The organism is Streptomyces sp. NPDC020490 (assembly GCF_044335305.1).
Classification (GTDB): Bacteria; Actinomycetota; Actinomycetes; order Streptomycetales; family Streptomycetaceae; genus Streptomyces.
On sequence record NZ_JBIRUY010000010.1, the window covers coordinates 45981 to 61050 of the forward strand.

General features: G+C 68.4%; 12 protein-coding genes. 8 read left to right on the top strand and 4 right to left on the bottom strand.

The features are described from left to right. Positions 1–53 precede the first annotated feature (53 nt). From ACH4ZX_RS13030 to ACH4ZX_RS13040, 3 genes are read left to right on the top strand one after another with little or no spacing between them, the layout of a single operon-like run. A complete protein-coding gene (locus ACH4ZX_RS13030; RefSeq protein ID WP_398271649.1) occupies positions 54–1355 on the top strand; it encodes an ATP/GTP-binding protein in 1302 nt (433 codons plus the stop codon). After that, complete coding sequence (locus tag ACH4ZX_RS13035) at positions 1309–1941, top strand: RloB family protein (protein WP_398271651.1); 633 nt, start codon at positions 1309–1311, stop codon at positions 1939–1941. The genes ACH4ZX_RS13030 and ACH4ZX_RS13035 overlap by 47 nt, the downstream gene beginning before the upstream one ends. A 35-nt stretch (positions 1942–1976) precedes the next feature. Further along, a complete protein-coding gene (locus tag ACH4ZX_RS13040) occupies positions 1977–2405 on the top strand; it encodes a hypothetical protein (protein WP_398271653.1) in 429 nt (142 codons plus the stop codon). 55 nt (positions 2406–2460) lie between these two features. On the opposite strand, the gene ACH4ZX_RS13045 is transcribed toward ACH4ZX_RS13040, so the two are convergent. The 4 genes from ACH4ZX_RS13045 to ACH4ZX_RS13060 all read right to left on the bottom strand — a co-directional run bounded on the left by ACH4ZX_RS13045 (position 2461) and on the right by ACH4ZX_RS13060 (position 7207). Then, entirely contained in the window at positions 2461–3057 is a 597-nt protein-coding gene (locus ACH4ZX_RS13045; RefSeq protein WP_398271655.1) for a hypothetical protein, read from the bottom strand. Continuing rightward, positions 3044–5299, bottom strand: a complete 2256-nt coding sequence (locus ACH4ZX_RS13050; RefSeq protein ID WP_398271656.1) for a putative dsRNA-binding protein — start codon at positions 5297–5299, stop codon at positions 3044–3046. Before ACH4ZX_RS13050 ends, ACH4ZX_RS13045 begins: the two co-directional genes overlap by 14 nt. 862 nt (positions 5300–6161) lie before the next feature. Next, complete coding sequence (locus ACH4ZX_RS13055; protein ID WP_398271658.1) at positions 6162–6518, bottom strand: hypothetical protein; 357 nt, start codon at positions 6516–6518, stop codon at positions 6162–6164. Beyond that, on the bottom strand, positions 6515–7207 hold the full coding sequence (locus ACH4ZX_RS13060; RefSeq protein ID WP_398271660.1) for a hypothetical protein: 693 nt from the start codon (positions 7205–7207) through the stop codon (positions 6515–6517). Before ACH4ZX_RS13060 ends, ACH4ZX_RS13055 begins: the two co-directional genes overlap by 4 nt. A 346-nt stretch (positions 7208–7553) precedes the next feature. Here ACH4ZX_RS13060 and ACH4ZX_RS13065 point away from each other — a divergent pair, with 346 nt between their 5' ends. The 5 genes from ACH4ZX_RS13065 (at position 7554) to pglX (ending at position 15042) form a co-directional block, all read left to right on the top strand. Beyond that, a complete protein-coding gene (locus ACH4ZX_RS13065; protein ID WP_398271662.1) occupies positions 7554–8054 on the top strand; it encodes a DUF3293 domain-containing protein in 501 nt (166 codons plus the stop codon). 25 nt (positions 8055–8079) lie between these two features. Further along, entirely contained in the window at positions 8080–8283 is a 204-nt protein-coding gene (locus tag ACH4ZX_RS13070) for a hypothetical protein (protein ID WP_398271663.1), read from the top strand. 363 nt (positions 8284–8646) lie between these two features. Then, the gene (locus tag ACH4ZX_RS13075; protein ID WP_398271665.1) at positions 8647–10074 is read left to right on the top strand and encodes a hypothetical protein; all 1428 of its coding nucleotides are present in this window, start codon (positions 8647–8649) and stop codon (positions 10072–10074) included. Between the two features lie 29 nt (positions 10075–10103). Continuing rightward, complete coding sequence (locus tag ACH4ZX_RS13080) at positions 10104–11168, top strand: hypothetical protein (protein WP_398271667.1); 1065 nt, start codon at positions 10104–10106, stop codon at positions 11166–11168. Positions 11169–11328: 160 nt separating this feature from the next. Continuing rightward, positions 11329–15042 carry a BREX-2 system adenine-specific DNA-methyltransferase PglX gene (gene pglX, locus ACH4ZX_RS13085; RefSeq protein WP_398271668.1) on the top strand — a complete coding sequence of 1238 codons (3714 nt, stop codon included), beginning with the start codon at positions 11329–11331 and terminating at the stop codon, positions 15040–15042. The last annotated feature ends 28 nt before the right edge of the window (positions 15043–15070 follow it).

The following is a 15070-nucleotide window of genomic DNA, read 5'->3' on the forward strand; positions in this document are numbered from 1 at the left end:
GGGTGTCCAACCACCGGTCGATCAGGGACGAGCTGGAGTGGCAGCTCCATCCGGTGTACGACGGCGACCGGCCTCCGGGGACGTCCTGGCAGGCGGTGCCGGTGGCGGGCATCTTCGGGTCCAACGCGGCGGGCAAGTCGAACGTGGTGGACGCGCTGCGGTACATGGCGAACATGGTCGGGCGGTCTCCGCTCATGGCGGAGGACGGCGAGGGCGTGCGCAGGCAGCCCTTCTTACTCGACACGGTGGCGCCCTCGGAGTGTTCCTGGTACGTCGCCGATCTCGTCATCCGTGACGTGCGCTATGCCTACGGCTTCGAGGTCGACGACGAGAGCGTCCGCAGCGAGTGGCTGTACGCCTACCCGGAGGGACGCAAGCGGGTGGTGTTCGAGCGGGACGGGGAGAAGTTCCACGTCGGCAGCTCGCAGAGCGACGCGAAGGCGCTGTACACGGTGGCGGAGGTGACGGCGCCAAACGCCTTGTTCCTGTCCATGGCAGCCCGGTCAAGGGCGTCCGTCAGCTCGCTCGTTCGCGTGTACCGCTGGTTCCGCAGCGAGTTGGTGTTCGGTGGGCCCGTGTTGGGGCGCGCTCTGCGTTATCCGACGCGTCTCTTCACGAGGGAACTGGCCTGGCGTCTGGACAAAATGGGTGAGCCGACGCATCTGCGGGATCTGCTGCGCGCCGCGGATCTCGGCATCGAGGACTTCCGGGTGGAGACTTCGGAAGAGCACCTCTACGTGGACGGCCGCGCCCGGCGCAGCGATCAGCCGGTCGTGGACGTGAAGGGGGCGGAGACGTTGCTGGACGGGCCGCCGAACTCGCGGCGCGTGCACCATGAACTGTGGCTCCGGCACACCGGCCGGAACGGCTCGTTCGAGCTACCGCTGTCCGCCGAGTCCGCCGGGACCAAGGCGATCGTCGAGTACGCCGTCGCTCTGGAGCGGGTGACCAGCTCGGGCGGCACCCTCGTCGTCGACGAGCTCGACAGCAGTCTGCATCCCCGGCTGAGCGCTTTCCTCGTCGGTCTGTTCCAGGACCAGGAACGCAATCCGCATGGCGCTCAGCTTCTCTTCACCAGCCATGACGCGAGCCTGCTCGGCCGGAAGGCCGGTCAGGACATCCTCAAGCGTGACCAGATCTGGTTCGCGTCGAAGAACGAGTTCGGGGAGACCTCGCTCTACCCGCTGTCCGACTTCCGGCCACGCACCGAGGAGAACCGGGAGCGGCGCTATTTGAGCGGAAGTTACGGCGCGGTGCCGGTGATCGACGATAGTTTCGCGCTGGCGATTGCCGGGCGAGGGGGAGCGGATGGCGAGACAGCCGAAACCGGACGGGCGGAAGACCCCGAGGCGTGAGTCCACACTCCGGCGCAGGCCCGCACACCGGGACCCGCTGCCGCCGGTCCTGGTCGTCTGCGGTGCGAAGAACACGGAACCGGCCTACTTACGCGGCCTGTTGGCGTCCGTGGACAACCGCGCCGTCGACGTGAAGATCAAGATCTGCGACCAGGACCCGGTGTCGGTGGTGCGGCACACCGTGGGCGAACGCGACCGGGCCGGTGACCACTACCACCAGGCGTGGTGCGTCCTGGACGTCGACGAGTTCGCCCACCTGGACGAGGCCCTGCGGCTGGCCGCCGACGAAGGCGTCGAGGTGGCCCTCTCGAATCCCTGCTTCGAACTGTGGCTCCTGCTCCACCACCGCGACCACTTCGGAGAGATCGCCGGATACCAGCAGGCCAAGCGACACCTCACCGACCACCACCCCGGTTACAGCAAGGCGGCCCGCGAGTTCGACTTCGGCCGCTACCGCGCGGGGTGGCCTGACGCCGTCGACCGGGCGAGGAAGCTCGCGAGGAAGGGCGAGGAGGCCAAGAAGAACCCATCGAGCGGGATGTGGCGGCTGGTGCGGGAGATCGTCCCGGCGCATCTGCAGGGTTGACTCATCAATGCACCGTTGACCGGAGGGGGATGGCAGTGATTGATCACAAGGATTTCATGCACGGCGCCGCGCTGGTGGCGATCGCCGACTCGGAGAAGTTCACCGCGCTCAACCGCGCCAGCGTGAAGTACGGGCACTACGTCGTGAACCACGATCGCCACCTGTTCATCAAGTACAGCGACGGCAGTGGCCCAAGAGACTACTTCTTCACCTTCTCCGCCGAGGACAAGAGAAGAATCAGCTCCGTACCGGCGTCCTTCGTCTTCGCCGTTCTGGTCTGCGGCAACGAGGTGGTCACCGGAATCGCGCGGGACGAGTTGGCTCAGCTCGTCCCGCTCGCTTCCGCCGGCTCCTCGGCCGTCAAGGTCGCCGCTCACCAGGGCAGGCAGCTCAAGATCTCCGGACCGAACGGGCAGTTGCCGCTGGTCTCGCGCGGCTCCTTTCCCGCCCGCATCCTGGATTAGGGTCGGGTCGACGGCGTACCGGTTCTGAATTCGGCCGGGGACGGAGCGAAGGCGGTCAGCGGACCGGCTCCAGTCTGTCCGGCCAGCCGGCCAGAGCGCCGCTGTCGCGCAGCCGGTACAGGTCCGCCATGAGCTTTGCCCGCGCGGCTGCGTTCCGTGCGGACCAGCCGAAGAAGGCAAGGGCTTCACCGACGGCCTGCTCCGCACTGAGACCGCGGGGTTGGTCCTCGACCAGGCCGAGCAACGCGCGGCGGCGCTCCGCCGGGGCGACGTGTTCGAACGGCCGCAGAGTGAGACCGGGCAGCGGCCAGCGGGCCTGTCCGCATGGCCGTCCTGGGATGTCGAGGAAGCCGCCGGCCTCGGCCGTCCGTCCTTCCTCCACCAGTTGATCGGCCGCGGATTCCACCCGCGCCTTGATCGAGCCGACCCTGGGCTCGAACAACAGCTCGGCCATGTGTCGCAGAAGCACCTGCCAGTGGATCGGGCCCTCAGTCTCGACGACCCGGTACACGGCGTCCTTCAGCGGTGGCTTCGGAATCCCACCGCGCCGACCGGCGGTCTCCGGGTCGAGGTCCGCCACGTCGGCGGGCTGGTACGGGACCGCCCAGTCGCCGTGGTCGACAGCGGCCTGGAAAGACTTACGGGGTGTCACAGCCTGCCTCTTTCTGCGCGGTGCGAGTGATGCGTTCGAACGAGTACGCGTTGGCGCCGGCTACGGCCAAGGGAGCGAGACCGGCCGTCTCCGGCCTTCCGTGCAGCCTTAGCAGTACGTGGTCTTCGGCGACGAGGCAGTCGGTGTACGGAAGCGTGCGGGACAGCAGCCGGGCGAAGTCGTCGCATGCCGCCGGGACGTCGATGTCGGGCAGCCCGATCCACACATGGAGCGTGCCGTCCTGGACGGTCAGCTCGGCGTCGATCCGGGTACCGGCCGCTTCGGCTGCTTCCCCGCACCAGGTCAGCGTCTCGTGCAGTGTGCGGAGGTGAACGGTCAGCGGCGTGAAGTTCTGCCCGACCATGTCGTCGCGGACGGTGACGCCGGTCCGCGGCGCCTGGCCTCGCCACCACTCCTGCACGACGTCCCTCACGGACGCGGCGCAGACCCCGGAACCGGCGACCACGCGTCGCACTGCGTCGGCGGCATGGCGCCGCACCGCGCCGACGGCACCGGTGTCGGGGTCCACCGCCATCCTGCGCAGCAGGGAGCGCGGCCCCTGCCGGGTCTCGTCGACGACCTTGCGGTACAGCTCGTGCAGCGCCTCGGGCGCCGGGTCCTGGTCCGCGCCGAGCACGGCCGTGACGCGGTCGGCCCAGACCAGGAACGCTTCGGTGTCGCCGGTGGCGAGCAGATCGGTGCCGAGGTCACCGCGGGCGACGATGCGGGCGCGCTGCCGTGCGCTGGTCGGACCGAGGCCGTCGAGCTGGGCGCGTAGGAGGTAGGCCAACAGGTCCTGTTCCGCACGGGGGAGGTCGTCGACGACGCCGTTGACGGGGGTGGCGAGGATGTCGAGGACTGCTTCGGCGGTCGCCTGTTTCGCCGCCGGCTTCCCGGAGGCGTGGGGCAGCGGTTCGGTCCACCGGTGCACCCTGCCGCGCGCGTCCCGCAGGATGACGGTGGCCGTGTGGCTCTTGAGGTGATCCGGCCCTGAGCTGGCGTACTCGTATTCGTGATCGATGTCGTAGGTGTTGGCCAGAGCGGCGAGGACGGTGACCGGGTCGTGCCGGTGGTCGAGTTCCGTGAGCCAGTCGTCCAGGACGGCGGGGCGACGTCGCAGCAGGTGCGGCCCGTGGGTGCGCCAGGCCACGGCTACGGCCGCCTGTGTTGCATCGGACACCGCGTGGCGGCCCTGCCCGCTCTCGCCTCGGCTGGTCAGCAGGCCTTCCGCGAGCTGCAGGGTGGCGCCGAGCTGTGCTGTGTCCTGGTCCGAGGTGTAGTGGAGGCGCGTCTCGTCCTCGTCCGGGGTGAGGCCGTGAGCGAAGGCCCGGCGGGCCCTGGCGTGGGCCGCGAGGTAATTGATGACGAAAGAGCCTTGGTGGGCGAGGAGATGGTTGTCACGCTGACGGGCCTCTCGCACTGTGTCCTGGTTCCCCTGGATCCAGGACACATGAGTCAGGGCTTGGGCGAGGAGCCCGTCCGCGCGGTGGCCGAGCTCGAACATCGCTGCCAGGTCGCTCACGGCATCCCGGTGCCGGTTGCCGGGCTGGGCGTACGGCAGCGGCGAAGCCACCGGGATGGGGCCAGGTTGCGTCTTCTGCCGTACGCTCAGCGCTCTTGCTGCCTGCGGATACCTGTTCAACAGGGCCTGGGATGCGGCCGCTCTCGCGGCCTTCTTCGACGGTCCGGTGCCCTCGGCCGTGCGGCCGGCACCGGTGCGGGCGCGGGCGCGGAAGACCTTCTGGTGATCGGGGCCTTCCTCGTCGTAGTCGTAGGTCAGCCCTTCCTGGCCGAAGGCCGAGTGCGCCATGGTGACCGGATCGGCGACGGGCTCGGCGGGCAAGCGGTCAAGATCGGACCAGACGGCGGCGACGAGCCGGTGGGCGACCTGATGTTCACCGCACAGGCTGAGGGCGCCGAGGATCTGCCGGGCGACTCTTTCGGCGACGGATCGGGCAGGCTGCTGTGCCTCACCGGCACCCAGGCGGACCAGACCACGCTCGGCGGCCCAACGGCCCAGCGTACGGTCTGCGGCACCGCGCCTTCGGGCATGTTCCGAGGACTGTTCGCCTACCTTCTGGGGAGCTGCCTGCCGCACATAGGCGTCGAGCAGGATCACGTCGAGCGCGGTGCTGCCGAGCCGTTCCAGCAACCCGAGAACGGGAAGCGTGATCTGGTCGGCGTGGCGGCTCTCGTAGAGGTGGCTGCGGTGCTCCGCCGCCAGACCGAGCCATGCGGTCACCTCGGTTCCAGCGTCCCACCCTCCTATGGTCTTCCGTACGACCTCATGAACCACCTCCCCGAACGTGCCCACCAGTGCGGCCGGCGGCTCGTACAGATCCGGGTAGGTGACGTCTCGGGCGGCGAGCGGCCGTATGGCACGGGAGTACGGCTGGACCGGCGCGGTTGACGGATGGGGCTCGGTTCGGGGCGACGCAGGCCGAGCCGTCACGGCGGGCGTGCTCCCCTTCCGGCGCGAGGAAGGCCGAGGGCGGTCGGAAATCCGGGATCTGCGCGGCGAGGCATTCTTCTTCCGGGCGCCCGTCCACGGAGTGTCAAGGTCTTCGAAGTACTCCCGGAGTTCAGTGGTGAGCCAGTAAGGCAATCCGGTAGGGGCTCCTCTTCCTTCGAAGAAGTCACCGGCCAGTTCGACGCAGTACGTGTAACGCTCCCACTCGTAGCGACGTGCGTGTTCCTGACCGAGTGTCCGGAGTGCCGCCCGCATCTGCGCGTATGACACTTGGTGTCCGTTTATCTGGTACGACGTCCGTTTGCGCGCGGCCTCGATGGCCAGCGCGATCCGGTGTACGGGTGTCGGCGCCGCGGTGTCCCGCAGCGACACGATGCCGACCCAGCGGTTCATGCCCCTCCCGGTCCCGGGCCGCACGGCGCGTCCGGCGTGCCGACGGGCGGCGTCTGCCCGCTTCCCGGCGTCGCACGGACGGGCTTTCCCCCGGCCCGCTGTTCCCCTCCGTTCCGCCGTGCAGCGCCAAGCCTCAGCCCGGCCGACGGAATCCCCAGGTCAGCGTATGTCTCCATGGGCCGGTTCGGGGAGGGTTCAGCGAGACTCGGCGGACCGGCCGCGCTCGCGCTGCTCATCGGTGTCAGTCCGCCAGCAGGACGTGGCAGCGCGACCAGCGGAGGGTCCAGTCGCCGTCCGTCTGGTAACCGGCATCGCGCACCTGCTCGCCCGCCCGCTCCAGGAGAGTCCGCAGCCCGTCCACGGTTGAGGTGTCCAGCGGCTCACCGCCGGGTCCGGACACGGGCTGGTCGTGGAAGACGTGCCATTCTCCCCAGCGCGCCCCGGTGATCCGGAGGGTGGGGATGTCGTCCTCGTTGTCGATCGAGGCGAAGTAGTGGATCGCGTCCGACTCCCCGTCCGGGCCGTCGTCGGAGGAGTCGGAGTCATCGCCTGCGTCCTCGGGGCCGGTGACGTCGCTCTCGCAGGAGGTCCAGGTCACCCGCCAGGGCCCCTCCGTGTCCCAGCGCTTCCCGTCCAGCTTCTCCCGCGCGGCTTCGGAGGGAGGAAGGTGAGCCCTCGGAGCGAGCTCTCGTCGAAGTCCGGCGGGAGTTCGCCGCTCAGGTCCCAGTACGGGTCTCCGCATACGCCGCGATAGGCGTTCACGAGTTGCAGGACGCGGCCCTCCTCGTCGCAGTCCTCGTGGCCCTGGTGGCTGTCCACCTTCGCGTAGGGCTTTCTGCGCACCTCGTCGTGCAGGCAGAGGCCGGGCATGCCGGAGTGACAGGAATGGGCGTCCTCGTCCTCGTCGGTCTCTTCGAACTCCTCGAAGTCTTCCGGCTCCTCGTCGTCCGTGACCGCACAGGACGGTTCCCTGCTCGAAGCCCGCACATGGTCCGGCTGGTACGGGTTGAGGCAGACCGCTTCCAGCCGCGCCTGTCCGACACGGCTGGACCTCAGCGTTTCAGGCACCTCGTCGGCCATGTCGACGGCACGCGCCTGCAGCGGCCGGTCCGCAGCGCGGTAGAAGGCGATGTCGCAACGGTCGCCGAGCCACCGGTCGAAGATCTCGTCGCTTCCCGGCCGGCCGAGGCCGCTCGACTCGGCCGTGCGGAAGAGTTCCCGCGCGGCGGCGAGGTCGATGACCGGCAGGCCGACGCGGTTTCGCGGTGTCTCGGAGGGTACGGGCATGTCGAACAGCCTCCCGGAGTCGTAGGACCCCGGTAGCGCGCTGCCGCACCCCGGTGATCTGCACTTTCCCGCACACCTCGCGCGGGCCGGCCGTCACCCGGCGGTTTCTCACGCCGGGCGTGAACGAGGTCCAGCCGGCCAGGGCTTGGTGCTGAACCACACGACCGAGCGGGAAGCCAACACCCGCGCCGATCTTCCGCAAGATCTCCACAAACCCCTTGCTTTCAGGTCGCGATCATGAAATCTTGCGGCCCGGACGACCTGGACGAGCGCGCCGGGTCGGGACGAAAAGCACTGATCTCCCTGCACGATTCGTAAGGGGGTCTTCGATTCACAGGAGGCCCTTGTGCACGCCATCGACGCAGCCGTCACGGTCCGCAACTGGCACCACTACCGGAGCGCGGTGGTCGACATCCGGTTCCCCGACCGCGTCGTGCACGTAGAACCGCGCCCTTCGGGCACGGCCGAGGGTTCCTTCCCGGTGGCGGCGGCCGGTGGTGCCACCGTCCATGTGATCACCGCCTGGAACCCGCTGGGCCGTGACGCGTCGGACGACGCCAATTCCCGTGCCCACGCCCGGCTGCTCGGCGAGGTCCGCCGTCGTGGTCTCACCTGGTGGCCCGCGGTGGGCGGTGACGCGGCCGGCGCGCACAGCGAGGAGAGCGTCGCCGTCGCCGGCCTGGGCGATGCCGCGGCACGCGAACTGGGCCGCCGCTTCGGCCAGGACGCGGTCTTCGCCTGGACTCCCGGCGCCTGGCGCGTCCTGGCCTGCGGCACCGACGCCGCCGAAGTGAGCGGATGGGCGGCCTCCGAGCAGGTCCGCTCCGCTGCTCCCGGCAGTCGTTGAGGGAGACGGGAGGAGAGCGATGGGCATGTACCCGATGCGTACGCCGGACCACTGTCCGCGCTGCGGCAGGCGTCTCACCTCTCCACCGGCCGAGCGGGTCAGGGTGGACGGCTTCCCGGCCGAGGTGACGTACGCGACCGATCCGGTGTGCGGTGGGCGCTGGCACGTGTGGGACAAGACATCACCCCTGCGCTGTTCGGCCAGTCCTTATGTGGACGGCAAGGGGTGAGGTCACGACGCGCCGGGGACGGCTCGATCAGCCTCCGGTGCGGGCGGCCGACACCGTTCAGCGCTGCTGTAAGACTCAAAGCCCTTGCCAGTCAACGGAATTGAGGCCGATTCGGCCTGACATCCCCGCAGTGGCCGCCGTATCATGGCCAGTCCCTGTCGGCGACTGATAGCGGGGGGACGGATGGCCGGCACCGCCCTCGGCCCTACCGAATCAAGCCGTACGTTACGACCCACCGCACCGGGACAGACGGCCGCACCCCGGCGGGCAACCGCGTCGGGCGCTCGGCCGTGCGTTTCTTCCGGGCGGCAGCAGTCCGCAGGACCACATCCCGGCCGGCCCGCGCGAGCCTGGCCGGCACTGGTGCAGGAACTGCGGGACCCCACCGTCGAGGCGTTTTCCCGAGCGTGCCGGGAATTCGTGGCGGCTGATGCCGAACTCTGCGGAATGAGCGCCCGGGACTTCGACATACAGTTACGTCTGCACGCCCCTTCCGTATTCCCCGGAGAAGGGCCACAAAGGACCTACCGGAATATTTACGACCAGTTGCGTCCGCAGCTCATCGCACGCTGCAGCAGAATTTCGAGTTACGTCAGGGACGCCGATCTCCTCGCCAACAGTTCCCTGCTGCTGGGCGGCAGCGAGGCCCGGCGGGACTTCACCATCCGGCGCACCGACGGATCCTCCGTCGGAGTGAATTTCGCTCCGGTGTCACCGAGTGTCGGTCATCTGTACCAGTCCAAGCTGCACTACCTGCTCTGTGCACGGGCCGACACCATGGTGGAAGTCGGATGCTACCTCCAGGGAGCCTCGCATCCCTTCACCTACCTGGCGTTCTCCATGTGCGACAGGCCAGGCGTCATCAGGGCGCTGAGGACGCACGGCATTCCGGCGGAACGCGGCAACTTGCTCATCCTCACCCGCGCCCTAGGATTGTCGGACGCAGCACGAAACCTCATGAGTTTCACCGTCGGGCAAGCCGTGAAGCACCTCCGAACCATGGGATGCAAGTTCATTGTGACAGCGTTCAATCCGCTGCTCGGTTTTTCCGGATCGGCGTTGCACGCCACCAATTTTGTCCCCTTCGCCACCGCCCCGGTGGCGTACTACTACGACACCTTCGGCCGCTACCTCACCCGACGCCAGTCATCGTCGGACCATTGCACGGACCGCCGGCCGGGACAATACCGGAATCTCCTGGTGGTCCTCGGCACGGACAGTACAGCGAGAAAAGAAACCCGAAAAGTGACAGCCCTCCAGCATGTAGCAGAGCCTTCCACCGACGCGCCGTCCGGTCGACGGCGTACCCCGCCCATCGAGGAGTTGCGGCGCTACCGGGATCGGCTGGAGGCCGCGTGGTCGCTCGGCACCGCGCATCCCAGCTACGCCCGCGAGCCGCTCTCCTCGAAGGGGCAGTGCGGAGTGAGTTCCGTCTGGCTGGCGCGACGCCTGCGGCAGCAGGAGATCGAGGCGACGTACTGCTACGGCCGTCTTCGTTTCACCGACTCGCGGATCTCGTCCGTCGACCACCACTGCTGGATCGAGATCGGCTCCCCCGACGATCCCGCCCGCCAGGTGATCGACCTCACCTGCGACCAGGCGGACGGTTTCGAGGAGAAGGTGATCTGCCGTCGCTACGACGAACTCGTCCGTGCCGGCATCCGCTACGAGCCGGCGGCGCGCCTGACCGTCGACGAGCTGCCCGGCGACCGCGTCTGGCCCCGCTACCTCTCCCTCGAGGAGTCCATGCAGGCCCGGTGGGGCATGCAGCCCCTGTACGACGCGGTCTGACAGCTCCGCCTTCACGCTTCGGGGGGAACGTGACCAACCAGGAAGAGCGTCCGCAGGTCCTGCTGCTGTCGTCGAACGCGCGGCGCCGCTACTCCGAGGACATCCTCACCGCGCTGGCGCTCCCGCGGGGTGCGTGTATGCAGTTCCGCTACGAGGCCCGGTACGTCGCCTCGCCCCTCCAGCAGAAGGTGGCCAACGGGAGCGTCCTCGGCATGCGGGCGCTGCTGGGCTTCGTCGCCGACGCCGCATCGCCCGACGACGCCTTCCTGCTGCCGGTCAGGGTCGCCGAGGTGGTGGCCGCCGAATGCGCGGCCGAGGTGTTCCTGTTCAAGTTACGCGTCACCGACCACGTCGATCTCGACGACTACTCGCTCTCCCTGGCGGAGATCCGGAGCGAGAGCCGCAGGGTCATCGCCAAGATCGTCGAGGGGAACTCCGGCACCTACTTCCCCGCCGTCCTGAAGTTCCCCGCCTTCCCGATACGGACCGGCGGGGACCAGGCACAGTTGTGGATCAGCGTGGCCCGTCGCCTCGCTCTCCATCCGACGTTCGAGAACGCGTACTTCATGCGGATCGACCCGCCGACGCACCTGGCCCATGCCAGGGCCTTCACCTTCGAGGCGGGAGGCCGGCTGAGTCTGGGGGATCTGCAGCCCGCACGGCTGCCGGTCAGCTTCTACTCCGAGCGGTATGCCGAGACCCCGAAGATCACGCTGGCCTGTGACACGGACGGCCGTTTCCTGCGCGTCTCCTCGGACGCCTCCCACGACGTGGCCCTGCGTTACGACTCCACCGAGTTCTGGCTCCAGCCGGACGCGGCCTCCTTCGACGCCCTCACGCACGTCACCGTCCGTCTCGGCCCCGATGAGCCCGGCAGCACGCCGGTGGCGGCCGTACGCCTGCCGGTCATCATCAAGCACTCCCGCATGCGCCTGCTGTGGCGCGTCGCGATCAGCGCCCTGGGCGCGTTCCTGGTCGCCACGCCGGCCATCCTCGGCCCGACGTCGTCCCTCACGCTCCGTATCTTCCTGGCGGTGATCGGCTCCGCGGCCCTCAGCACGGCCACCATCGTGATGGGCCGGCCCCGTAGCTGAACCGGCACCGCCGCAGGTCTCCGGCCCTGGAAGCGCGGGGAGGACCGGCCGGGGGGGGAGGGGAGCTGGCAGGATGGGACGGCGGGCCTTGGGGGGTTCGCCGGGAAATCGGTGCGTCCGCGGTGATCGCGGGGCCGTGAGCAGGATGTGAGGTGCGGCTGTGACGGTGACGGCGGAGGGGACGCGGGAGGCGGGGGCCGCACTGGACCGGGTGCGGCTGCTGAAGGACCTCCAGGCGCAGGCCCGCCTGCTGGAGGACGACCTGCGGGAGCGCACCGACAGCGAGCCGGAGTTCCGGGCCGCGCTGCGCGCCGAGTACGACCGGGCCCTCGCCGCGGAGCGCACGGCCGCGATGTACGAGACGTGGCGGGACGAGCGGGTCGTGCAGATCGCCGCCGCGTGGGTGCTGGCGTGCGTGTTCGTCCGGTTCGCCGAGGACAACGGCCTCATCCCCGACCCGTGGCTGGCGGGCCCCGGCGAGCGACTGGCGGAGGCGCAGGACCGGCACGACGACTTCTTCCGCCGCCACCCGCAGAAGAACGACCGCGACTGGCTGTTCGAGGCCTTCGACGCGCTCGCCGCCGCGCACCCGACCGCCGCCGGGCTGTTCGACCGCGCGCACAATCCGCTGTACGAGGTGGAGCCCTCCTACGAGGCCGCGTCCGCCCTGCTGGCGTTCTGGCGGCAGCGCGGCGCCGACGGCGAGATCGTCCACGACTTCACCGACCCCGCGCTGGACACCCGGTTCCTGGGCGACCTCTACCAGGACCTGTCCGAGCACGCCCGGAAGACCTACGCGCTGCTCCAGACCCCGGTGTTCGTCGAGGAGTTCATCCTCGACCTGACGCTGGAACCGGCCGTGGAGGAGTTCGGCCTCACCCCCGCCTGGAAGCACCGGCCCGACGGCTGGGCCGGCGAGCTGTGGGCCGACGGCCCGGACGGCGCGGAGGTCGTGCGGGGGCTGCGCTCCATCGACCCGGCGTGCGGCTCCGGGCACTTCCTGCTGGGCCTCTTCCGGCGGCTGCTGGCCAAGTGGCGGGACGCCGAGCCGGGCACCGAGCAGTGGGTCCTCGTCCGGCGCGCCCTGGAGTCCGTCCACGGCGCCGACAAGAACCCGTTCGCGGTGGCCATCGCCCGCTTCCGGCTGCTCGTGGCCGCGCTGGAGGCGTGCGGCGTACGGGAGTTGAGCGCGGCGCCCGAGCTGCCGATCCGGGTTGCGGTCGCGGACTCGCTGCTGCACGGGCGGGGCGCGGAGACGGTGACGGAGGCGCTGGACACGCTGTTCGCGGAGAACGAGCCCTTCTACTACCGCACGGAGGACGTGGACCTGTACGCCCGGGAGGTGGACCTGCTCGGGCGGGGGTCGTACCACGTGGTGGTGGGAAATCCGCCGTACATCACGGTCAAGGACGCGAACGAGAACAAGAACTACAAGGCCGCGTACGACGCCTGCTACCGGCAGTACGCGCTGTCGGTGCCGTTCGCCCAGCGCATCTTCGAACTGGCGGTGCGGGCGGGCGGTGACCATCGGGACGGTGGGTTCACCGGGCAGATCACCGCGAATTCCTTCATGAAGCGGGAGTTCGGGAAGAAGCTGATCGAGGAGTTCTTCCCGAGGGTCCAGTTGACACACGTGATCGATACGTCCGGGGCGTACATTCCGGGGCACGGGACGCCGACCGTGATCTTGATCGGACGACACCAGATCCCTCGGCAAGGAGACAGCATCAGGGCTGCACTCGGTGTTCGCGGAGAACCGGGCCAACCATCTGATCCTGAGAAGGGCCTTGTCTGGCAGGCACTTCTTAGACAGCACCATGCACCCGGCAGCGAGTCGGAGTGGATGTCTGTTGAAGATGCCGACCGCAACCGATTCTCAAATCACCCGTGGGCACTCAGCGGCGGCGGGGCTGCCCCCGTGCAAGCCAAGATCGAGCAGGGAGCCACGCCTCTGCGTGAACTGACCGAGATCGGGTCTGGTGCCGTGACACGGGAAGATAGCGCATATCGCGTCTCTGCTGGCACCCTTCGCCGAAACGGGATCGGCGCCGACTTCCAACGAACGCTACTAGAAGCAGAAAACATCCGGGATTACGGGTACGACAGTCCGATCATTGGCCTTTGGCCGTACGACAGCAACACTCTCCAAGCGCGTCACACAAAAGAGATCGAACTGCTGCTGTGGCCCGCCCGCGCCATTCTTCGCGAACGAATTGCCTACGGAGAGAGCCAACTCGAACGCGGGCTGCAGTGGTTCGAGTATTCGATGTTCTTTCCCAAAAAATACGAGACACCGCTTTCCATTACAGTGGCTTTCTTCGGCACGCACAACCACTTCACACTTGACCGGGGCGGCAACGTCTTCAATCGCTCAGCACCCGTTATAAAATTGCCGAAGAACTCAACCGAAGAACAGCATCTACAACTCCTCGGCTTGCTGAACTCATCGGCGGCTTGCTTCTGGCTCAAGCAGGTCTGCCATGACAAGGGGAGTCAGTCAGGCACCGGCGGCTTTATGCATGACGAGTGGGAGCGCTTCTACGAGTTCTCGGTAACCAAATTGCAGAAATTTCCCGTTCCCGCTCCACTACCCTTCGGGTCAGCACTCGAACTCGACGCCTACGCGGGGGAGTTTACTGAGCACGAACCATCCAAGATCGTGACGCAAAACGTCCCCACGCGAGACGCACTGGCGTCAGCCCGCCGGGCTCAGGAAGAGATCCAGGCGCGGATGATCGCATTGCAGGAAGAGTCCGACTGGGCGGTCTACGGGGCATACCGGCTGCTCAGCGACGAGGAAGTCGCGCGTACCACCACCGACGACGTTCCTGGAATCAAGCTGGGTCAGCGTGCGTTCGAGATCGTGCTTGCCCGCAAAGTAGCCGCTGGGGAAATTGAGACGGTGTGGTTCGACCGACACGGCTCTACTCCCACCACCGAAGTCCCCGCCCACTGGCCCGAGTCCTACCGGAAGGTCGTTCAAGCCCGTATCGACCTCATCGAGGCCAATAAAGACATCCGGCTCATCGAGCGCCCCGAGTACAAGCGCCGTTGGTCCGTCGAGCCCTGGGAAAAGCGCGAGGCCGCCGCACTGCGGAACTGGCTGCTCGACGCCGCCGAGCGCGAGGAGCTGTGGTTCGAGGAGCGGGACGGGTTCACCGTTCCGCGTCCGCTCACCGTCAACCAGCTCGCCGACGCCCTCCGCCACGACGCGGACGTGCAGGCCGTGGCCGAGCTGTACGCCGCCGACCACCTCGGCAAGCGCGACGCCTCCCTCGCCACCGTTCTGGCCGCCGTCATCGAGCCCGAGCACGTGCCGTACCTCGCCGCCCTCCGCTACAAGGACTCCGGTCTGCGTAAGCGTGCCCAGTGGGAGCAGGTGTGGGAGAAGCAGCGCGAGGAGGACCGGACCGGGAAGCGGCTCGACATCAACGTGCCGCCCAAGTACACCGGCGCCGACTTCCTCAAGCACTCCTACTGGTCGAACCGCGGCAAGCTCGACGTGCCCAAGGAGCGGTTCATCTCCTACCCCGGTGCGTCCCTCGACTCCGACCCCTCCCTCCTCCTCGGCTGGGCCGGCTGGAACCACCGCGAGCAGGCCGAAGCCCTCGTCGGACTCCTCACCAACCGCGTGGAGAGCGGCGGTTGGGCCAAGGACGATCCCCGGTTCGTCCCGCTGCTCGCCGGGCTGCGCGAGGTCATGCCCTGGGTGCACCAGTGGTACGGCGAGTACGACGAGGAGTGGGAGGGCAACCCCGCCGAGGAGTTCCAGGCCGCCCTCGACTCCGGCCGTATGGAGAGGGGCGTGTCCGACGCCGACCTCGCCAACTGGCGCCCCGAGAAGAAGACGCGGGGAAGGAAGAAGAGCGAGTGACATGCGGGAGGGGCGCCGGACCAGCCGG

Excerpts from the sequence above, each read along its gene's own strand:
- ACH4ZX_RS13035 (WP_398271651.1), top strand. The coding sequence starts at position 1,309 with ATGGCGAGACAGCCGAAACCGGACGGGCGGAAGACCCCGAGGCGTGAG.
- ACH4ZX_RS13060 (WP_398271660.1), bottom strand. The coding sequence starts at position 7,207 with ATGCCCGTACCCTCCGAGACACCGCGAAACCGCGTCGGCCTGCCGGTC.
- ACH4ZX_RS13070 (WP_398271663.1), top strand. The coding sequence starts at position 8,080 with ATGTACCCGATGCGTACGCCGGACCACTGTCCGCGCTGCGGCAGGCGT.